This is a genomic window from Parasphingorhabdus sp. (assembly GCF_059726685.1).
Map to the genome: position 1 here is coordinate 315,040 of NZ_AP041068.1, position 20,365 is coordinate 335,404.

At 54.6% G+C, this 20,365-nt stretch carries 21 protein-coding genes; 15 read left to right on the forward strand and 6 right to left on the reverse strand.

Annotated features, from left to right (window positions below; all coding sequences use genetic code 11):
- The first annotated feature begins 18 nt into the window (after positions 1-18).
- The 4 genes from AC6I9Z_RS01525 to AC6I9Z_RS01540 all read left to right on the forward strand — a co-directional run bounded on the left by AC6I9Z_RS01525 (position 19) and on the right by AC6I9Z_RS01540 (position 3,405).
- Positions 19-852: a universal stress protein gene (locus tag AC6I9Z_RS01525; RefSeq protein WP_461457655.1), complete on the forward strand. Its 834-nt coding sequence runs from the start codon at positions 19-21 to the stop codon at positions 850-852.
- A 93-nt stretch (positions 853-945) separates the two neighbouring features.
- Positions 946-1,686: a head GIN domain-containing protein gene (locus tag AC6I9Z_RS01530; RefSeq protein ID WP_461457653.1), complete on the forward strand. Its 741-nt coding sequence runs from the start codon at positions 946-948 to the stop codon at positions 1,684-1,686.
- A gap of 361 nt (positions 1,687-2,047) precedes the next feature.
- Positions 2,048-2,671 (forward strand): class I SAM-dependent methyltransferase, encoded by a 624-nt coding sequence (locus AC6I9Z_RS01535; RefSeq protein ID WP_109354468.1) that lies wholly within the window; start codon positions 2,048-2,050, stop codon positions 2,669-2,671.
- Between the two features lie 26 nt (positions 2,672-2,697).
- Positions 2,698-3,405: a GIN domain-containing protein gene (locus tag AC6I9Z_RS01540; protein WP_461457651.1), complete on the forward strand. Its 708-nt coding sequence runs from the start codon at positions 2,698-2,700 to the stop codon at positions 3,403-3,405.
- Between the two features lie 24 nt (positions 3,406-3,429).
- Here AC6I9Z_RS01540 and AC6I9Z_RS01545 read toward each other — a convergent pair whose 3' ends face one another.
- Positions 3,430-3,639 carry a hypothetical protein gene (locus AC6I9Z_RS01545; RefSeq protein WP_109354470.1) on the reverse strand — a complete coding sequence of 70 codons (210 nt, stop codon included), beginning with the start codon at positions 3,637-3,639 and terminating at the stop codon, positions 3,430-3,432.
- A 211-nt stretch (positions 3,640-3,850) separates the two neighbouring features.
- On the opposite strand from AC6I9Z_RS01545, the gene AC6I9Z_RS01550 reads away from it, so the two are divergent.
- Together AC6I9Z_RS01550 and AC6I9Z_RS01555 are read left to right on the forward strand one after the other, a co-directional pair.
- Positions 3,851-4,045 (forward strand): hypothetical protein, encoded by a 195-nt coding sequence (locus AC6I9Z_RS01550; protein ID WP_461457649.1) that lies wholly within the window; start codon positions 3,851-3,853, stop codon positions 4,043-4,045.
- Between the two features lie 70 nt (positions 4,046-4,115).
- Positions 4,116-5,480 carry a PQQ-dependent sugar dehydrogenase gene (locus tag AC6I9Z_RS01555; RefSeq protein ID WP_461457648.1) on the forward strand — a complete coding sequence of 455 codons (1,365 nt, stop codon included), beginning with the start codon at positions 4,116-4,118 and terminating at the stop codon, positions 5,478-5,480.
- Here AC6I9Z_RS01555 and AC6I9Z_RS01560 read toward each other — a convergent pair.
- Both AC6I9Z_RS01560 and AC6I9Z_RS01565 read right to left on the reverse strand, forming a co-directional pair.
- Positions 5,473-6,303: an ATP-binding protein gene (locus AC6I9Z_RS01560; RefSeq protein WP_461458231.1), complete on the reverse strand. Its 831-nt coding sequence runs from the start codon at positions 6,301-6,303 to the stop codon at positions 5,473-5,475. The genes AC6I9Z_RS01555 and AC6I9Z_RS01560 overlap by 8 nt on opposite strands.
- A gap of 1 nt (position 6,304) precedes the next feature.
- A complete protein-coding gene (locus tag AC6I9Z_RS01565; protein ID WP_461457646.1) occupies positions 6,305-8,056 on the reverse strand; it encodes an acyl-CoA dehydrogenase family protein in 1,752 nt (583 codons plus the stop codon).
- A gap of 52 nt (positions 8,057-8,108) precedes the next feature.
- On the opposite strand from AC6I9Z_RS01565, the gene AC6I9Z_RS01570 reads away from it, so the two are divergent.
- The 7 genes from AC6I9Z_RS01570 to AC6I9Z_RS01600 all read left to right on the forward strand — a co-directional run bounded on the left by AC6I9Z_RS01570 (position 8,109) and on the right by AC6I9Z_RS01600 (position 15,980).
- Positions 8,109-9,068, forward strand: coding sequence for an L-threonylcarbamoyladenylate synthase (locus tag AC6I9Z_RS01570; RefSeq protein WP_461457643.1), 960 nt, complete (start codon positions 8,109-8,111; stop codon positions 9,066-9,068).
- A gap of 110 nt (positions 9,069-9,178) precedes the next feature.
- Positions 9,179-9,901 carry an aquaporin Z gene (gene aqpZ / locus AC6I9Z_RS01575; protein WP_461457642.1) on the forward strand — a complete coding sequence of 241 codons (723 nt, stop codon included), beginning with the start codon at positions 9,179-9,181 and terminating at the stop codon, positions 9,899-9,901.
- A gap of 141 nt (positions 9,902-10,042) precedes the next feature.
- Complete coding sequence (locus AC6I9Z_RS01580; protein WP_461457640.1) at positions 10,043-11,092, forward strand: efflux RND transporter periplasmic adaptor subunit; 1,050 nt, start codon at positions 10,043-10,045, stop codon at positions 11,090-11,092.
- Between the two features lie 35 nt (positions 11,093-11,127).
- The gene (locus tag AC6I9Z_RS01585) at positions 11,128-14,211 is read left to right on the forward strand and encodes an efflux RND transporter permease subunit (protein WP_461457638.1); all 3,084 of its coding nucleotides are present in this window, start codon (positions 11,128-11,130) and stop codon (positions 14,209-14,211) included.
- Between the two features lie 15 nt (positions 14,212-14,226).
- The gene (gene msrA / locus AC6I9Z_RS01590) at positions 14,227-14,754 is read left to right on the forward strand and encodes a peptide-methionine (S)-S-oxide reductase MsrA (protein WP_461457636.1); all 528 of its coding nucleotides are present in this window, start codon (positions 14,227-14,229) and stop codon (positions 14,752-14,754) included.
- 4 nt (positions 14,755-14,758) lie between these two features.
- Positions 14,759-15,634 carry a UTP--glucose-1-phosphate uridylyltransferase gene (locus AC6I9Z_RS01595; RefSeq protein ID WP_461458229.1) on the forward strand — a complete coding sequence of 292 codons (876 nt, stop codon included), beginning with the start codon at positions 14,759-14,761 and terminating at the stop codon, positions 15,632-15,634.
- Positions 15,635-15,710: 76 nt separating this feature from the next.
- On the forward strand, positions 15,711-15,980 hold the full coding sequence (locus AC6I9Z_RS01600) for a DUF6726 family protein (RefSeq protein ID WP_461457634.1): 270 nt from the start codon (positions 15,711-15,713) through the stop codon (positions 15,978-15,980).
- Positions 15,981-15,996: 16 nt separating this feature from the next.
- On the opposite strand, the gene AC6I9Z_RS01605 is transcribed toward AC6I9Z_RS01600, so the two are convergent.
- The 3 genes from AC6I9Z_RS01605 to AC6I9Z_RS01615 form a co-directional block, all read right to left on the reverse strand.
- A complete protein-coding gene (locus AC6I9Z_RS01605) occupies positions 15,997-17,034 on the reverse strand; it encodes a M48 family metallopeptidase (RefSeq protein WP_461457632.1) in 1,038 nt (345 codons plus the stop codon).
- Positions 17,035-17,715, reverse strand: coding sequence for a LysE family translocator (locus AC6I9Z_RS01610; RefSeq protein ID WP_461457631.1), 681 nt, complete (start codon positions 17,713-17,715; stop codon positions 17,035-17,037).
- Between the two features lie 190 nt (positions 17,716-17,905).
- Complete coding sequence (locus tag AC6I9Z_RS01615; RefSeq protein WP_461457629.1) at positions 17,906-18,796, reverse strand: LysR family transcriptional regulator; 891 nt, start codon at positions 18,794-18,796, stop codon at positions 17,906-17,908.
- A gap of 148 nt (positions 18,797-18,944) precedes the next feature.
- Between AC6I9Z_RS01615 and AC6I9Z_RS01620 the strand changes: the two genes are divergently transcribed.
- Both AC6I9Z_RS01620 and AC6I9Z_RS01625 read left to right on the forward strand, forming a co-directional pair.
- Entirely contained in the window at positions 18,945-19,661 is a 717-nt protein-coding gene (locus AC6I9Z_RS01620; protein ID WP_461457627.1) for a pirin family protein, read from the forward strand.
- Positions 19,662-19,743: 82 nt separating this feature from the next.
- Entirely contained in the window at positions 19,744-20,322 is a 579-nt protein-coding gene (locus tag AC6I9Z_RS01625) for an FMN-dependent NADH-azoreductase (protein WP_461457625.1), read from the forward strand.
- Positions 20,323-20,365: the final 43 nt, after the last annotated feature.

Genomic DNA, 20,365 nt, shown 5'->3' on the forward strand with positions numbered 1-20,365 from the left:
TGCAAAGGCACATCCCCCATGTCCACTACATCCGATCAGACTATTTTTCTTACAACTGACCTGACCGCACGCGGTGACCGGCCGATGGACCGTGCCATCCAGTTGGCAAAGGCACGAGGGGCAAAGCTTGTGGTTTTCCACGTGTTGGAAAAAGGGCGCCATGATAGCGAGGCCGTTCAGGCGGCTTCTGCCGAGATCGCAATGGATCTGGCCAGCTATGACATGGAAGCGGAGATTATTGTCGAACGCGGTGATGTGGTCAGCCAGATTATCGAACATGCCGAAGCAACGAAGGCAGCGATGATTGTCGCTGGCGTCGCCCGGATTGGCCGCCTTGGTGACCTGGTCATGGGCACACAGCTTGAACGTATTGTCCATCACAGCCCACTGCCGGTGCTGATCGCCAAAAATCGCGCAACCACCGAATATGAGCGTCTTGTTGCGGCCAGCGATTTCTCATCCCCTTCGGCTTATGCGATTGAACAGGGCTGCACCCTGTTTCCTGAACAGCAGACACATATCATCAATGCCTTTCACGTACCGTTCGAAGGCTTTCTTCACTCCGACAAGGTGACGGAGGAATTCCGTACCGAACAGCATCTGCAGATTGCGAAATTCATGGAGGGTCTGAAAATTCCTGCCGGAACGCGCAAAGACCTGACCTATAGCGTGGAATATGGCGACACTTGCAGCGTCGTCCAGCAGGCCATCAAAAATCGCCATACCGATCTTGCGGTAATCGGCACGCATGGGACAAGCGGCTTTCGTGCCAATATGATGGGCAGCATGGCGCGCGCGCTGATCACCTATCTGCCCTGCGACATATTGGCGGTACGCCAGCCTGCGAAGTAACGACCTCTGCATCCATCAGGTTTATGCCAACTCATCGCTTGCCAACATGATTGTCTTGCTGTATTAGTCAAACAATACACATTGGAGGCCCTCATGAAAAAAATGTTACTTGTCATTCCTTTCCTAGCTCTTTCAGCCTGCGAAGGCTCTATCGCCAGCGCGGTTGGCAACGCGGGAAAAAGCAGTTTCTCTGACGGCACGCAAATTGGGACTTCCGATACGAATCCTGGCGAATTTGAAGGTGTGACTCTTGCAGGACCAGATAATGTCATCTTCACCACCGGCGCGGACTTCTCGATCCGGGCAGAGGGCGATGCTGATACGCTGGAACAACTGCGCTACAAGGTAACTGGCGGGCAGCTGAAAATCGGCCGCGAAAAAAATAGCAGCATGTGGAGCGGCAACTATCGGGGCGCAACAGTCTATGTCAGTGCGCCGTCCCTGAAAAGCGCCAAGCTGGCCGGTTCTGGTGACATGCAGGTTGACAATATGAACGGTGAAAGTGCGAAAATCAGTGTTGCCGGATCCGGCAACATCGACATTGCTGAAATAGAAACGGCGTCGCTGACCACCAAAGTCGCAGGTTCTGGGGATGTGTCTATTGCTGGCACAGCCGACGAGGTCACCATATCCGTAGCGGGCTCCGGCGACATCAGCGGCAAGAAGCTTAAAGCCGAAAACGCGACGATAAAGGTCGCCGGCAGCGGTGATGTTGCCCTCTCTTCTGACGGCACGGTCAATGCCACAGTCGTCGGATCAGGCGACATTCGTATCCATGGCGACGCCACCTGTAAAACCAAGTCTAGAGGGTCCGGCGACATAACCTGCGGGTAACTGCCTAAGCTGATTTCCCTTTCCTACCTGATTGACCTTCTGCTAACCTGGGTCGCGCAGGCTTTGGGGAGGGTCATCATGACAAGAAAAGACCATCAAATCAGATATGGTGCGGTTTCCGAACCGGCGCCACAGCTGCCCGCTTTTCGCAGAGACAGAGGGCGTGAATTGTGTGAACTTCAGGTTGTTCGCAACCTGCAAAAAAGCTGTATGAAATGTGTGAACTTTGCATGCCAGGCTGCACGACAAAAAGGGACTGTGATTTGTGTGAACTTTGGTCTGGAGCGGCAGCATGTCACGGATCAGACCCGGATGATCAGGGACAGGCTTTCCGGTTTTTTGGTTCAGGGGGAGCGCAGCCATGCCTAATTTCTGGGAAAAACATGCCGTTCCGAGGCTGATAAAATTTGCCTGTTCACAACCCGCGGTGATGAAAGATCGCAGCGAAATTGTTCCCAAGGCACAGGGCGAGGTCCTCGAACTGGGCTGCGGCGGTGGTATCAACCTGCAATTCTATGATCGATCCAGGGTCGACAAATTGACCGGGCTCGATCCCTCCGCCGAACTGCTCGATTATACGCGCAAGGAAGCCAAGGAGCGCGGTTTCGAAATGGACATATTGGACGGTGTCGGGGAGGCGATGCCCTTTGCCGATGACAGTTTCGATACGGTGCTTACCACTTTTACACTTTGTTCAGTACAGGATGGTAAACAAGTCCTGAAAGAAATGCGGCGGGTCCTGAAACCGGGCGGCAAAATCCTGTTCCTCGAGCATGGGCGCGCACCCGACAAAGGTCCGGAAAAATGGCAACAGCGGATTGAGCCGGTATGGAAACATATCGCCGGTGGTTGCCACTTACACCGCCCGGTCTCGAAATTATTCGCGGCAGAAGGTTTCGCATTGAATGAAGATGGCGGGCATTATGCCCCGAAAACGCCCAGATGGTTGGGCTGGATGGAATTTGGAGAAGCACGGCCGCTATGAATAATCTTTCTGCGAGAAACCTTTCTTTGAAAAATCTCTTTATCATGCTGTCACTCGGCTTTGCCCTGCTGGCAGCGCCTGCACACGCAGTGGAGCGCAAGTTTTCCATTTCAAGCTTTGAAGATGTTCGAATCATTGGCAGCGTCAATGTGTTTATCACGACCGACCGCGGCGTATCGGCAAGCGCCGAGGCAGCCAACCGGGAAACGCTGGACCGCGTATCCTTGCGCAAAAGCGGCAGTCAGCTGATCATATCGGTCACGCCAAAGCCTGGAGGTAATAACGGTTTTTCTGCGGATGAACCGGTGACGATCACCCTTAGCACCTATGATATAAAGACAATCAACCATAGCGGGGCAGGCACGGTATCCCTCGACAGGTTGGGCGGGAGCCAGTCCAAAGTGCGCCTGAGCGGTTTTGGCGTGCTGACGATTAACGATGTCGATAGCGATATGCTGGACATCGCGATGAACGGCGGCGGTCAGATTGTTATAGCCGGCGAGGCGACAAAGGCGCGGATCAGCCTGTTGGGTTCCAGCATATTCGATGGCTCGCAACTAACCGTAGAGACACTGGATCTGACGCATCGCGGGCCGGCGAGCAGTCATGTCTTCGTCGAGAAAGAAGCCAATATCTCGAACAGCGGTACCGGCAAGATCCGGATTGATGGAAAACCGAATTGCAGTGTGAGGTCCGGTGGATCTGCAGACATTATCTGCAATCCCAAGCGATGAGACATCTTTTTATATATCAGTGATTTAGTGCAATGTTCCTATTGACTGATCGATAGATAGGAACACGCAAAGCCGTTCAACCTGCCGCCACTTGCAATAATGTATATGATTGCCCAGAGCGCGGCTCTGATCAGCGCGGTTGGCCGCCTCCAGGCCTGCTTCTTCACCAAAATTGGTGATCAGCTGCTCAGCATCGGAAAAGTTGGTGGAGTCTATGAATACGGGTAGTTGCAAAACAGGCTCCTGTGCTAAAATCGCGCCGCTACGGCCGCGCTCGACAAGCCAGCTGTCTAGGGAACAGGAATGGAAATTCCGTCAAAAGCGATGGTGAACAAAAGCTTATCTTTTGATAGGCAGACTGGTCTGGCCAATCATCGCTGACCATGGCATGGCATGCTTGAGAGGCGCTGTGATCGTGAAGCGCTATCATTGTTAGGGGACCAATATGACGAACGGCGAGGAACCGGTAGAAAGGTCAAACAAGAGTGCTGGCGGCTTTTTTCTGGCGGCTGGCTGTATCATCGGCGTCATCGCGGGAGGATTGCTGGGCCAGCCCTCCATTGGGTTCCTCGGCGGACTAGCTGCAGGTGCCTTTGTAGCAACCGCCATCTGGTATTTCGATCGTCAGAATGACGGTTGAAGCCGATTAGCCGGTAACAGAACCGAATAGCGCGCTTGTCATCAGACGCGGCGCTTCCTATTGTTGAAAAATGCTAAAACATATTCGCAATATATCGATATTGATCATCCTGTTGGTCATCGGCGCTGGCTATTATGTGACGCGCGGCGACACTGCCCGACTGTCACTGGAAGCGACCACCGGCGTGAAGCCGACGATTACCAATGTACGGACAGAAAAATTCCCGACGATCAATATTGCTGAAGCCGACCCATGGAAACCCGGCGAAGGCCCGGTCGCAGCAGAGGGACTGACGGTTGAGCGTTTTGCCGAAGGGCTGGATCATCCTCGCTCCATGCTGCGCCTGCCCAATGGTGACATATTGGTTGCTGAAACCAACAGCCCGCCGCGCACCAACAAGGGTATTGAAGGTTGGATCATGCGGAACCTGATGGGCAAGGCGGGGGCCGGAACACCTTCTGCCAACCGGATCAGCCTGCTGCGTGACAGCGATGCGGATGGCAAGGTGGACGAAACATTCGCCCTGCTCGAGGATCTCAACTCGCCCTTCGGCATGGCGCTTGTCGATGACACGCTTTATGTGGCGAATACCAATGATATCATCGCTTATCCCTACACTGTCGGTGATACCAAAATTACTGCCGAGGGCCGAAAGGTCGCCAATCTTAATGCCAAGGCACCCAATAATCACTGGACCCGCAATCTCATCGCCAGCCCCGACGGCAAGTATCTGTTTGTCGCTGTCGGATCGAACAGCAATATCGGTGAGAACGGCATGGATACCGAGAATGAGCGCGCCGCTGTTCTTCGGGTTGAACTGGCGACCAATGACAAGATTGTTTACTCCGATGGCCTGCGCAACCCTGTCGGTCTGGCCTATGAACCGGTTTCGGGCCGGCTTTGGACCGTTGTCAACGAACGCGACATGCTCGGCAGCGATATGGTGCCGGATTATCTGACCGAAGTGGTCTTCGCTTCCCATTATGGCTGGCCCTGGCATTTCTGGCGCGGTCATGTTGACCCGAGGGTTGAACCGAAAAACCTGGATCATCGCCAATATGAGCGGCGTCCGGACTATGGCCTTGGCGCCCACGTGGCCCCTCTGGGACTGGCCTTTGCCAATGGCGAAGCTTTGGGCGCACCGTTTGACAGTGGTGCTATCGTAGCGAGACATGGTTCCTGGAACCGCAAACCGCTATCCGGCTATGACGTTGTCTACGTGGACTTTAATGAAAAAGGCAAACCACAAGGCAAACCGCAAATGGTGCTTAGCGGATTTATCGATGACGAAGAAAAGGCACGCGGTCGCCCCACCATGGTGGAATTTGACCAGACCGGCGCGCTATTGGTGAGCGATGATGTCGGCGGGATTATCTGGCGGGTTTCAAAGCCCGGCGCGACAAAGGCTGAAGCCGAGACCGAACAGCCTAGCTGACCGACTTTCCGGCCCGACCGGCCAGTTCGACAATATATTGCCAAGCGACCCGGCCTGACCGGCTGCCGCGTTGCTTCGCCCATAGCAGCGCATCCTCGCTGTCAAAATCAAGCGTGTGAACCTCGGCATAGCGATTGATCATCGCCAGATAATCATCCTGAGACGCGGCATGGAAACCCAGTCGCAACCCGAAGCGATCCGATAGCGCCAGCTTGTCATCAATCACGTCACGCGGATTGATCGGATCATCTTGTTCCGCCATATGACGCGGGACGATATGCCGCCGGTTAGACGTCACATAGAGCCGCACATTATCGGGACGCGCCGCCGCGCCGCCTTCCAGCATGGACCGCAAGAAACGCGGAGCTGCACTGCCTTCGTCAAAACCGATATCATCAATGAAGAGGATAAACGCACGGTCCGCCTTGCCGAGGACCGCAAACAGATCAGGCAGCGTTTCGAGCATATCAGCGCTCGCCTCGACCATCGCGATATCTTTGCCCGCCTCATGCATTTCGCGGACCACCGACTTAGCAAGAGCAGATTTGCCCATGCCGCGCGAGCCCCACAGCAAGACATCATGAGCCGCAAAACCGTTGGCAAGACGCGTGGTATTTTCCAGCAACCGCGCCTTCTGATCATCAATCCCGGTCAGCAGGTCCAGCGCGATCGGCGCGAAAGTCTCAATCGCCTTGATGGTTGTTCCGGTCCAATGGAAAGCCGGACCAGACCCGATATCTGCCAGAGCGTCGGGAATGGGAGACAGGCGATCCAAAGCATCCGCAATCCTAAGAAGCGCCGCTTTGATCTCTCCATCTCTCATATCAGGCAACCAGTTCCTCGCTGTCGAGGCGATATAGCAGATCCGCGCCCCCCATAGCCGCCGCTTTCGAGCCCAAGGCTTCGGGTACCAGATGATCGAGATAATAGCGGGTCGTCACCAGTTTCGCTTTCAGGAACGGATCATTGCCATCGGCCAGCTCTGCCTCGGCAATACGCTGCTGCTTTTTCATCAACATGCCGCATGTCGCCGTCGCAAGCATGGTCATGAACGGATAGCTGCCAGCAAGCCGGTCATCAATCGAGGCATCGCCACCGGTCATCCATTTCGCAATATCTTCAACCATCATGGCCAATGTCATCAGCGCGTCTTCGTCCTTAGCTTCCGTCTTGATATCCGCGATCAGCGCCATCATCGCATCGCCGCCATCCAGGCCCAGTTTCCGGCCAACTAGGTCTGCTGCCTGAATGCCGTTTGTACCTTCATAAATCGGGGCGATCCGGGCGTCGCGGAAATGCTGGGCAGCGCCCGTTTCCTCGACAAAACCCATGCCGCCATGCACCTGTACACCGATGGAAGCGACTTCGTTGCCAATGTCGGTACCATAGCCCTTGATCAGCGGGGTCAGAATTTCGGCGCGTGATTTCGCGCCTTCGATACCCAATGTCGCACCATCAACATGGGATGTTGCATAATATAGCAGTGCCCGTGCCGCCTGAGTCAGCGCCTTGCTGCGCAGAAGCATGCGGCGCACGTCCGGATGCTCGATAATCGCAACCGAATCCTTGCTGCCGCTACCGGCGCGGGCCGATTGCACCCGGTCATTAGCGTATTGGATGGCTTGCTGGGTTGCCCGTTCAGCAATTTGCACGCCTTGTGAGCCGACATTGATCCGCGCATTGTTCATCATCGTGAACATCGCCTTCATGCCACCAAATTCACCGCCAATCATTTCGCCAATACATTCGTCATTCTCGCCATAGGCCATGACACAGGTCGGCGAAGCATGGATACCCAGCTTATGCTCGATCGATACGCAGGTCACATCATTGGGCGCGCCACTATTGCCATCGGCATCCAGATGGAACTTCGGCACAATGAACAGCGATATACCCCGCGTCCCTTCCGGCGCGCCGGGTGTACGGGCCAGAACCAGGTGAATGATATTGTCGGTCAGATCATGTTCGCCAAAGGTGATGTAGATCTTCTGGCCCTTGATCTTATATTTCCCGGCATGTTCGCCTTCGGTGATCGGCTCTGCGGTGGAACGTAAGGCTCCGACATCAGATCCGGCTTGCGGTTCGGTCAGATTCATCGTTCCGGTCCATTCACCGGAAATCATCTTTTGAAGGTAAGTGGCTTTTTGCTCATCACTGCCATGCGCATGAATCGCCTCAACCGCGCCAAAGCTCAGCATCGGGCACAGCGTAAAGGCGAAATTGGCAGCCCCACAGGTCTCGAGAATCAAAGCGGACAGAGAATAGGGCAAGCCTTGACCACCAAATTCTTCGGGGCCGTCAATGGATGCCCAACCGCCTTCGACAAACTGACCATAAGCCTCCTTGAAGCCAGCAGGCATGGTCACCGCGCCATCATTCCATTTGGCACCAACCGTATCGCCGGTCCGGTTAATCGGTGCAAATTCACCAGCAGCAAACTGGCCAATACCTTCAACAATTGCCTCGACCATGTCTTCGCTGGCACCGGCAAAGCGCTCATGCTCGGCAAGCGCGCCGATATTGGCGATATGTTTCAGGACGAAATTTTGTTCTCTGCTGGGCGCTGTAAAGCTCATCTAACTGGTATCCGCTATTGCTTGAAATCTCGCTGGGCTATAGCGCCCTATCATGCCCGGCTCAAATGATCATATTGACGATAATGCGCGACGTTACGGCACACAGGCAATATCCGCCGCTGCTGAGCGATTGCGGTCGGGTGGACTGGTCGCTGTTCCCACCGAAACCGTCTATGGGCTGGCTGCCGATTCGACCAACGCCAGCGCGATAGCAGATATATACCGAACCAAGGGTCGGCCGGATTTCAATCCATTGATTGTCCATGTGCCGAGTACCGAAGCCGCCGGAGAACTGGGCTTGCTCAATGGTCTGGCGAACAAACTGGCCAAAGATTTCTGGCCTGGGCCATTGACCTTGGTCGTTCCCAAAACGCCAGATTGCCCGGTAGCCCCCGCCGTAACGGCCGGTCTCGACACCATCGCCTTACGCTGCCCGGCACATCCCTTGATGCAGGAATTGCTCAACATATCAGGGCTATTCCTTGCCGCTCCATCCGCCAACAAAAGCGGTGCCATTAGCCCGACAAAGCCGCAGCATGTCGAACATAGCTTGGGTAAGGCCGCACCCATGATACTGAATGGCGGCCCCTGTGAAAGCGGCATAGAATCAACCATTGTCGCGATCAGGGGTGATGACTATCAGATATTGCGCCCAGGCCCTCTGACGTCAGACCAGCTGCAGGCAAGCACAGGCAAGACGGCAGTCAATCATCAAGGTGAAAAGATCGAAGCCCCGGGGCAGCTTGCCAGCCATTATGCACCCAATAAATCTGTGCGCCTTGATGCGACACAAGCGGGCCCCGATTACTATCATATCGGTTTTGGCGACATAGCTGGCGATACAAATCTGTCTGTCAACGGCGACCTGGCTGAAGCGGCGACAAATTTGTTCGCCGCCCTGCATGTTGCCGACGCCAGCGATCGCCCGCTTATTGCTGTCGCGCCCATTCCGAACACCGGTATTGGCGCAGCCATAAATGATCGGTTAAAGCGCGCGGCCCAAAAAGACTGATCTTTTACATAGGTTTACGCCAGCAAATTAGGATATTTGGCTGAATTACGGTAAATAGCTGACGCGCAGCTCAATAGAGGCTGTGAACATTTCTTGGGGAGGTCAAGAATATGACAGCAATACAAAAATCACTGGCAGAGTTTCTAGGTACATTTTGGCTTGTTTTTGGCGGGTGTGGAAGCGCGGTTATCGCTGCGGCATTTCCGGATGTTGGTATCGGCCTTTTGGGCGTTTCGCTGGCTTTTGGTCTGACCGTGGTCACCATGGCTTATGCAATTGGGCATATTAGTGGTTGTCACCTCAATCCAGCCGTGACCATCGGCCTTTGGGCTGGCGGGCGCTTTCCGGCGAATGAAATTCCGGTCTATATTATCGCGCAAGTCGTTGGCGCAGTTGCAGCGGCAGCGGCACTTTATGTCATCGCATCCGGCAATGCCGATTATGATATCGCGGTCAACGGCTTGGCGGCCAATGGTGTCGGCGAAAATTCGCCTGGAGGTTACACAATGGGCGCTGGGGTAGCGATTGAGATATTGCTGACATTCTTTTTCCTGATGATCATTTTGGGTGCAACTGATGGTCGTGCACCAGCCGGCTTTGCACCGCTGGCAATTGGCCTTGGGCTGACACTCATCCATCTGATCAGTATCCCGGTGACGAACACGTCGGTCAATCCGGCGCGAAGCACCGGCCCTGCGCTGATCGAAGGCGGGATTGCTCTGTCGCAGCTCTGGATATTCTGGGTCGCGCCAATTGTTGGCGCCATACTGGCAGGCATTACCTACAAAATTGTTGGTGGCGATGGTCAAAATATTGCTGGCACGAAAGACTAATATTCTCATCAACATATTATGAGAAAACCAAGGGGCCGGTCGTATGATCCGGCCCTTTTCATTGCAAATCGCAATTTTCTGTTGGTCACGGCCGTTTCGCGACTTATGAAGGGTCGTCGGGAGGGGACGAGATAGGAATATATGGCGGGGCGTACTCAAAAATCTCTGGCGTTAATAGCGACGGTTTTGTTGTTCGGTTGCAGTGGAACCGAGGAGGAAGAACCGAAGGACCGAGACCCTATTCCGGCAGCAACAATCACCGTCCAAGCCGCTAGCCAGAATGAAACCATAACCGCCGCCGGCACTGTACGTTTACGGCGGGAAACGGAATTGGGGTTTACCACATCCGGGCAAGTTGCATCGGTACGCTATGAAGAAGGCGACCGGGTTAAACGTGGTGCTACCCTGGCAGCACTGGATAACAGCACCGTGTCCGCAAATCTGGAATCAGCTCAGGCAGAACTGGATCGGACAGAGGCGGATTTTGAGAGGATCAAGTCTCTCTTTGCCGATGGTTGGGTAACCAAAGCGCGCCTGGAGCAAGCCGAAGCGGCGATGCGGGCAGCCAAAGCGCAGGTTAACGCCAACAGTTTTGCAAGCAGAACATCCCATATTCATGCGCCAAGCAACGGCATCATATTGAGCAGAAATATCGATGCCGGTCAGATTGTGAACGCCGGTACGACCGTGCTGGTTCTCGGTGAAACAGACAAGGGCTTTGTGCTGAAAGTCCCGTTGACAGATGCCGATGCATCCCGCGTTCGGGTTGGCACGCGCGCCAATGTGACGATATCTGCGGTTTCAGACGAACCCTTCGAGGCTGTTGTCAGTGAAAAGGATGGCCGGGCAGATGAGCAGACCGGAACCTTTGAGATCAGCTTCCTGCTGCCCGCCAATGAGCGGCTTCGTTCCGGTCAGTTGGGCACGGTTGATATTGAAGTGTCACGCGACAGCGATGGATCTGTCGCTGTTCCGGCAACGGCTATATTTGGTGTGCGTTCCGGCGAAGGCTTGGTCTATGTCGTAGACGAGAAAAAACGGGTCAAAGCGCGCAACGTTGTCATCGGCAAACTGACCGACAACAATCTAGAAATATCCTCAGGACTAGCTGAGGGCGACGTTGTGGTTGCGCGCGGTGTCGAAAAATTGCGCGATGGTAATGTCATTAAGCCGATCAGAACGAAAAAATGATAAGATCCCCATATTCATTGGCGAGATTCCTATAGATGCTTGCTAAGTTCGTCATAGAACGCTGGCAGCTGTCCCTTATCCTGTTCGCGCTACTTGTCGTATTGGGTATCAGCGCCCTGTCGAATATTACCCGCGCCGTTGATCCGCATTTCCCCATTCCCGTTGTCAGCATCATCGCCATTCTGCCCGGTGCCGATGCTCAGGATATGGAAGAGACAATCGCCAAGCCGATCGAGGAGGCTGTTCAAAGCCTGGATGATATAAAGGAAGTCCGGTCCAACAGCACCGACGGTGGCAGCACAATCACAGTCGAATTTACCGATTGGTCCGGGGATGTGGAAGGCTATTTTGACGATGTTGTTCGCGAAGTGAATGCCATTCGCGAAACATTGCCCCAAAATCTCCAACGTCTGGAATTTCGCAAGGTTCGCACCACGGAGGCCGCGGTGTTGCAACTCGCCTTGGTCAGTGAAACCGCATCATGGCGCCGGCTGGAAAAATATGCTGATGATCTGGTTGATAATCTGACGCGCTATCCCGGCGTACGCGAAGCGCGGATATTTGGCCTGCCGCAACCAGAAATCAGCGTCGAGATTGATGCAGCGCGCCTGTCAGAACTGCAGGTCCCGGCAAGCGCGGTTGCCGATGCTTTGAGACAAGGCGGGGTCGAGCTTCCCGGTGGAGCTGTGCAAAGTGGCAATCGGCGGCTCAATGTCAAAGCGGGTGGCGCTTTTCGCAGTCTGGAAACCATTCGCAATTTACCGCTGCGCGCAGCGGGAGGCGCATTGCTGACTGTCCAGGACGTCGCTAGTGTCAAATGGGGTGCGGCCGAGCAGATTTACCGCACACGGCATAACGGCAAACGCGCCATAGTCGTAACCGCGACGCAAAAAGATGGCATCGATGTAACCCGGCTAAGGAAAGAACTGGAATCAGAACTGGTCAATCAAAAGGCCACTCTGCCCGCAGATATCAAACTGGCATTGCAATTTGACCAGAGCCGCGATGTCACGCGCCGTTTGAATGAATTGACACGCGACTTTGCCATCGCAGTCGGGTTGGTGATTTTCACCTTGTTGCCTCTTGGTCGGCGCGCATCGGCCATGGTGATGATTTCTATCCCCTTGTCTTTGGCTTCAGGTCTGCTCGTTCTCTATGCAATGGGTTATAATCTCAGCCAGCTTTCCATCGCCGGGTTCATTGTCTCACTGGGCCTTTTGGTCGATGACTCGATTGTTGTCACAGAAAATATCGCGCGCCATCTCCGAATGGGGAAAACACGAACGCAGGCGGCCATCGAAGCCACTTTGGAGATTCGCGGCGCCGTTATCGGATCCACTTTCGTTCTGATCTTCGCTTTTGCACCGCTGCTGTTCTTGCCGGGCGGGGCGGGCTCTTATACCCGCTCCTTTTACCTCGCGATCATGATGACGGTGGCGGCATCTCTGGTAATTTCGTTATCCCTGATCCCGTTCCTGGCCAGCCGTATGTTACGCAGGGATGAAAATCCGGAGGGCAATGCCCTGCTCCGCTGGCTGAACGACCGGATCCAAACCTTCTACAGCCCGCTCTTGCATATCGCTCTGGGTGCACCGCGGCGAACTGTTGCTATCGCGATGGTGCTCTGCATATCAGCCTTTGCCCTGGTCCCGTTAATGGGTTTCTCGCTTTTCCCAAATTCTGATTCTCCCTATTTCCGGGTATCTGTTGAAACCGAACAGGGCAGCAGTCTCAATCAAACTGATCAGATTGTCAGTCAGGTCGCAAAAATCATGGAGGCGGAACCATCGATCAAAGTCCGGGCAGAAAATATCGGCGCCGGCAATCCGCAGGTATTCTACAATGTTTTTGTCAGTGCAGAGCGCACCAACTATGGTGAAGTGCTTGCGGTGCTTGACCATTGGGATGCAGACGACGGACCGGAAATGGTCGAGCGCTTGCGGACGAAATTTGATACCATTGCCGGCGCGCGGATAAAATTGGAGCCTTTTCAAAATGGCCCGCCGATTGAAGCACCGGTGGCCATTGAGATATCCGGACCACAGCTCGATGTCCTGAAAGATCTTGCCGGTCAGGTTGAGGATATATTGCGCAACACAAGCGGTGCCAGAGATATTGATAACCCGATCGGAACAGATAAAATCGACCTGGATATCGGACTGGACGAGAGAAAGGCAGCCCTGCTGAATATCCCGCCGGGCGAAGCGCGCCGCGCCATTCAATTGGCAATAAGCGGTGAACGAGCAGCGACTTTTCGGGATGAGGAAGGCGATAATTATCCGGTGACCGTGCGCTTGCCGCTTAAGGAAACGCAGCCCGTTTCTGTCCTGGACGATATTTATCTGGCCACACGCAGCGGTGATCCGGTGGCGTTGTCACAGGTCACCAATCCGAAGCTGACCAACGTGCCGCCGCAAATTCAGCGTCGCCAGTTGGAACGATCGGTTACTGTTACCGCGCAGCTCGAATATAATGAAGTGGCGTCCATTGTGACGAATGAGGCGGTGAAGGAAATCCAGAAAATCGATTTTCCAGAGGGCTATTCTTTCTCGGTTGGCGGGGAAAGTGAATCTATTGGCGACACTTTTGGCGATCTGGGGCCGATTGTTTTCACTGCCATTCTTTTTATCATGGCGATCCTGGTTGCTGAATTCGGCCGCTTCAGAGAGACAATCGTGGTTGCAGGGGTCATTCCGTTGGGCACATTTGGGGGACTGATTGCCCAATATCTGACGGGCGAGGCGCTGAGCTTCATGGGCGTAATCGGCTTCATTGCCTTGATTGGCATTGAGATTAAAAACTCCATTCTGCTGGTCGATTTTACCTCCCAATTGCGCGAACGCGGGATGCCTTTGCGGGAAGCCATTGAAAAAGCCGGTGAGGTCCGGTTCTTGCCCGTGTTGCTGACATCCGTTACCGCTATTGGCGGTTTGTTGCCTTTAGCCTTGCTGGGCGGGACGCTTTATGCGCCGGTTGCGATCATCATTATCGGCGGTTTGATAAGCTCGACCTTGCTTTCCCGCGTTGTGACCCCAGCTATGTACTTGCTTATTGCGCGGCGTGATGAGGAAAAGAAAAATGGTGGCACCCCTGCCCCCGACCAGACAGCGCCCGCCTAAAAGGAGTTTTTGACAATGCAGGAAGCGATTTTTGCCGGTGGCTGTTTCTGGTGCACCGAAGCGGTGTTCAATGACATTGCTGGCGTGCACAGCGTCGAAAGCGGTTATATTGGCGGCAAAAATGCCAATCCCACCTACCGACAAGTCTGTTCCGGGACGACCGGTCATGCCGAAGGAATCAAAATCGGCTTTGATCCTGATGTCGTAAGCTATGACGACCTGCTCGACATCTTCTTTGCGACTCATGATCCGACCCAGCTGAACCGGCAGGGCAATGACATTGGAACGCAATATAGATCGGCTATCTTTCCACTGGATGATGATCAACGCGCGGCGGCTGTCGCGGGCATAGAACGGGCGGGCGCAGAGCGTTCGGAACCCGTTGTAACCACGATAGAAGGACCGGCCACCTGGTATGTAGCAGAGGATTATCACCAACAATATTGGGCAGATGAAGGGCGCGGCAATCCCTATTGTGTTGCGACCATTCCGCCGAAATTGCAAAAGCTGCGCACCAGTTTCGCCGACAAGCTGAAGGATTGAAGCCATTTCCATGAAACCGATCAAGAAAGCCGTTTTCCCCGTCGCTGGAATGGGTACCCGTTTTCTGCCTGCGACCAAGGTCATGCCGAAGGAACTGTTCCCGATTGTTGACCGTCCGCTGCTGCAATATGCGGTGGATGAAGCGCTGGAAGCCGGTATCGAGCAAATGATCTTCGTCAATGGGCGCGGCAAGGGGATGATCGAGGATCATTTCGATCTCGCCTATGAGCTGGAACGCACCATGGCCGATCGCGGCAAGGATGGCGCGGTGCTCGATGGCACGCGCCTGACACCCGGCAACAGCGTCTTTGTCCGGCAACAGGAACCGCTTGGCCTTGGCCATGCGATCTGGTGTGCGCGGGATATTATCGGAGACGAACCTTTCGCCATCTTCCTGCCCGATGAGTTCATGGTCGGCAGCCCAGGCTGCATGAAGCAGATGGTTGATGCCTATGGCAAGCTTGGCGGTAATGTCATCTGTGCGCTGGAGATTCCGATTGAAGATACCCCCTCTTATGGTGTGATTGATCCGGGTTACCGCGATGGTCCGATCACCGAAGTCAAAGGACTGGTCGAAAAGCCGGCAGCCGGCACCGCACCATCAAACCTCATCTTGCCGGGGCGCTATATCCTGCAACCTGAAGTCATGCGGATCCTCGAGACCCAGGAAGCAGGCGCTGGCGGCGAGATACAGCTGACCGATGCGATGGCGCAGATGATCGGCAAACAGCCCTTTCACGGCATGACTTTTGATGGTGCCCGCTATGATTGCGGGTCGAAAGCCGGTTATGTCGAGGCCAATCTGGCACTGGCACTAGCCCATCCTGAAATTGGCGATGACATCCGCACTGTTGCCGAAAAATTGCTGGCAAAGTCATAAGCTTATAAAGCCTAGTCCCATTGTTCAGCGGGTCTTCATTCGTCAAAGCGCAAGGGGTTTGCCGAGGAGATAATCCATGCGTCTATCGTCCATAGCAATATCATCGCTTGCTCTGACCATGCTGAGCGGCTGTGTCGCGAGCAAAATTGTAACCGCTCCGTTCAAGGCCGCCGGAACGGTTGTCGAGACCGCAGTGGACGCCTCGACCCAGACCGAGTCCGAGAGAGAAGAAGATCTCGGGCGCAAGGTGCTGGCGGAACGCAAGCGGGAGCGCGATGCCTGTCTCGAGCAAGCCGAGACCAAGGAAGAACGTAAAGAATGCAAACGCGCTTACAAGGACGATTGACGCGCCTTACCGGCGACTAGGGCACGCTTGTGGTCAATAAAGGCGGCACATATTTGCCTGCGACAGACCCCACCTCCTGCATTTTTGCGATTTCCTCTTCAAACAATCTCACCCGCTTCTTCCAGCGGTAGTGGGTAGATGCGGAGAAAATACCCTTGCCATGTTGCTTGCCGTAGCGCGTCCAGAAACGGATTGCGGCTTGCGGATCATAACCGGCATTGGCCATCAACCAGACTGATAGCCGATCTGCCTCTATCTCTGCCGCCTTGATCCGCCCGGCACTCTTGCCAAATTGCCCGAAAAAGCCGCGATTGACCTTTTGTGCGTTTAGGCGTTCGCGGTGCTTCAGCAGGTTATGGGCCAGTTCATGAGCCGCAATTGCAGCGAGTTCATCATCATCCAGCACATATTCCGCTAGCGTTGATGAAATGCTGACCATCTTTCCATCGGCAGAAGCATCGCGTTTGCTGCTGACCCGAATTTGAAACTGACTGGGACATGTCTCAACAGGCGCCAAGGTGACCATCTGATTGATGCCGCCCCTTTGCACCACAAGCTCTGCCTGACCGTCGGCTCCCGCCTCCATCAACGTCGCTTTCACCGCCGCGATCCGTCGATATTCCGGCTTCTCCTTGGCCAGTTTTTCAGTATCGACCGTAATATCCTGCACCGCTATCCCGTCAATGGCTTTCAGACCATCGCCCGCTGCCAGTTCGGCGATGGCAGCCGGGCTATCGGGAGCAACCGCGTTAATCGCGATCGGGCTGGTAAAACCAAAGGCAAATCGCGCCGTGGCTTGGTCGCCATATTGTTCGATATCATGCAGCAGGACACCCAGATGTGGGACGGTCTCTTTGCAAAATTCCGCATTGGCCGAGACCAGTCGATAGCCGGTAGCATGCATGCGCTGGTCAAGCAGCTGCAAGGATTTAAGCGCCAGCACAGTTTGCGCATCCATCGCCTGACTTTCCGGTGACTCTGCTCTGGCCGAAGCCGGTTGCACAGCCAGAGTGGCGATAGAAAGAAAGTATAGAGAGCGCACCATAGGCCTCATCTAACCGAACCCGCCTTTCACGCCGTTGAACGCCAGATCAATGCCGGCCTCTTCGAGATTCAGGAAGGCCATGACAAGCGCCACACAAACCAGGACGGCGGCCGCCACATGTTTGAAGATATCCTGTACCCGGTCGGCGTTGCCCAGGCTGCGCGCACGTGACGCCAGCGCCGCGTAGAAGGTCAGACCAGCCGTTTCGGTGAATATGGTCAGTCCAGCCAATATCCCGAACTGCACCCACAAATTACCAGCCGGATCAACAAATGGGGGAATGATGACGGTGTAAAAGAATAACGCCTTGGGATTGGACATATGCACAGCCAAACCGCTCAGGAAACCGCGCTTGAACCCCTCTGCGGTGGCTGCGGAGCCGCTGAGATTCTGCCTTGCCCCGCGAAGCATGGCGATGCCCAACCAGGCCAGATAGGCCACCCCTAACCAACGCAGGACCGCATAGGCAGAAGGGAATGCCTGTATCATCGCGATCAAGCCAAAGGCGGTCAGCGCATACCAGATGAAGTTCCCAACGTTGATCCCGACAATTGGCCCGAGCGCGCCTCGCATACCCCCCTGCCGCCCCGCAGGCAGGGCATGGCTAACTGTAACCATCGTCGCTGGCCCCGGTGTGAAACAGAAGGTCAGGTCAGTGATCAGGAAGAGCAATATCGTCTCGAATGGCATGGCTATTCAGCTCTGCCGCTTCGAATATGAACGAGATTATACAGTTTCGACACAGAATCGCACAAAAAATCTTCGCCCCTTTTTCCAGCGATCAAATACACCCATGCTCAATCATCGCTGATCTGATATTGAGAAAACCATATAGAAGCCGCTGGATGTAGGACAGCAGATTTTACCCCTGCCGCCGCGCTCAGCGAAGATGTTTCTTCAGATGGTTGATCAGCGCATCCACGCGCGCCGGACGATGTGGCGACGGCGGCATGACCAGATTCAACGCGATCGCACCAAACCGCCAGCCCGGCAATATCGGTCGCAAGGCACCACCATTTATTGCATCCTGACACAGAAAATCAGGCAGGTAGCCGATGCCGCGGCCGGCAATCAGCGCCGGCAGCATGATATCGCCGTTATTGCTGCGAAACCGGCAGCGGGGCCGAACCGATATTTTCTCGCCCTGCGGCCCGTTCATGTGCCACATTTCCGGGGTGGCTTCGTTCGAATAGAGAAAACAATCATGCTCGGCGAGCTGCTCTGGCCTTGTCGGTGTTCCGCGGCGCTCCAGATAATCGGGCGCGGCTATAAAATAGGCCTGCATGCTGCGCAGCCGCACGGCCCGCAAGCTGCTGTCCGGCAGCTCGGCGATACGGATGGCAAGATCAAACCCCTCCTCAATCAGGTCAACCCGGGCATCGCTCAATTGCACATCAACCAATATCTCCGGATATTCACACATGAAATCGGCGATGATCGGCGCGAGATGCGATAGGCCAAAACTCAAAGGCGCTGCCAACCGGATTTGACCGCGGAGCAAATGAGCCGTGTCGCGCGCAGCCTCCATCGCCGCCTCTCCATCAACGGCGATGGCCTGCGCATAAGGCAGCAACGCTTTCCCCGCGGTGGAGAGAGATATTTTGCGTGAGGTTCGGTGAAACAGCACGGTGCCGAGCGACTCCTCCAATCGCGTAATGGCCTTGGACACTGTCGGCTTGGAAATCGCGAGCTCGTGGGCAACAGCGGTAAAGCTGCCGAGCCGGGCGGCGGCTGCAAATATTGCCCATGCCTCAAAATCAGGAAGGTTCATGCCTGTCGTATTATATAATTATAGGAAACAATCAATTTCTTTATATTCTATTTAAGAAACAAAAAAATCGTCTTATCTCATTCTCAAGCACGACGGAAACGCCACCCGATAAGGAAAGCGGGACCGTCCGAAACACAGGAGAATGATTATGATTGAGAAACGCACATTTGATGAACTGGCCCACGTCAATCACGACTGGCTGCAGGCTAGGCACCATTTTTCCTTTGGCCGTTATTGGGACCCCGCCCGCATGGGCTTTGGTCCGATCCGTGTCTGGAATGATGATGAGATCGCTGCCCAGACGGGGTTTCCGATGCATCCGCACGAAAATATGGAAATCATCACCTATGTTCGGGAAGGCGCGATTACCCATCGCGATTCTCTCGGCAATGAAGGCCGCACCGCCGCGGGCGATGTTCAGGTGATGAGCGCTGGCACCGGCGTGACCCACAGCGAATATAATCTGGAAGACGAACAGACACGGCTTTTCCAGATATGGATCGAACCCCGCGAATCCGGCGGTGATCCGCGTTGGGATGCGAAAGCCTTTCCGAAGGGCGACCGTGCCGGGCAGCTCGAAATACTGGCCAGCGGTTTTGATCAAGACGTCGACAGCGGCGCTCTCATGATCCGGGCTGATGCAAGGCTTTACGGCGCAACGCTGAAAGCCGGGACCGTGATCCGACACGACATCGCAAAAGGCGCACATGTCTATCTGGTCGCTTCGTCCGGCACATTGCGGATCAATGGCGAAGAGATTGCTGCACGTGATTCTCTTGCCATCCGGGACGTGGAATCGCTTGATATCGAAGCGTTGGAAGATGCCGAACTAGTCTTTGTCGAAGCCTTTGAAGCCCGCAACTGACACCCGCGAAGGAGGGGCGCCCATCCATCCCCGAAACCAGGGTGCCCCTTCACTTTATCTTCTCAAGAAAAGGAAATATCTCATGACACATAAATCTGTACTCCGCATTGATGCCAGCGCACGAAAAAATGGTTCATCCACACGTGCAATGACGGATGCTCTCATCGATCAAATTGCTCCTGAAACCCTGACAGTCCGGGATGTTGCCGATGGCTTGCCTTTTGTGACGGAAGACTGGGTCGGTGCCAATTTCGCCGACGAGGCCGATCGGTCTGAAGGCCAGAAGGCCACACTCAACCTTTCCGATACGCTGGTAGATGAGATCATCGCCGCTGACACAATCGTCATCGGTGTTCCGATATATAATTTCGGTATCCCCGCTGCCCTAAAGGCATGGATCGATATGGTTGCCCGTGCTCGCAAGACATTTCAATATACGGCCAATGGCCCTGAGGGACTATTGAACGGCAAGAAAGCTTACATACTGGTCGCATCTGGTGGCACTGAAGTTGGTAGTGAACTGGATTTCGCCACTGGCTATTTGCGCCATGTGCTCGGTTTCATCGGTATACACGACGTAACTTTCATCTCAGCAGACCAGCAAATGATGAAAGGGGAAACAGCTGTTTCAGATGCCTTGCAGCAAATAGCGGCAGCATAAGCCTCCCGGAAAACTTCAAAAAAAAAAGCCCCGCTGAAACTGA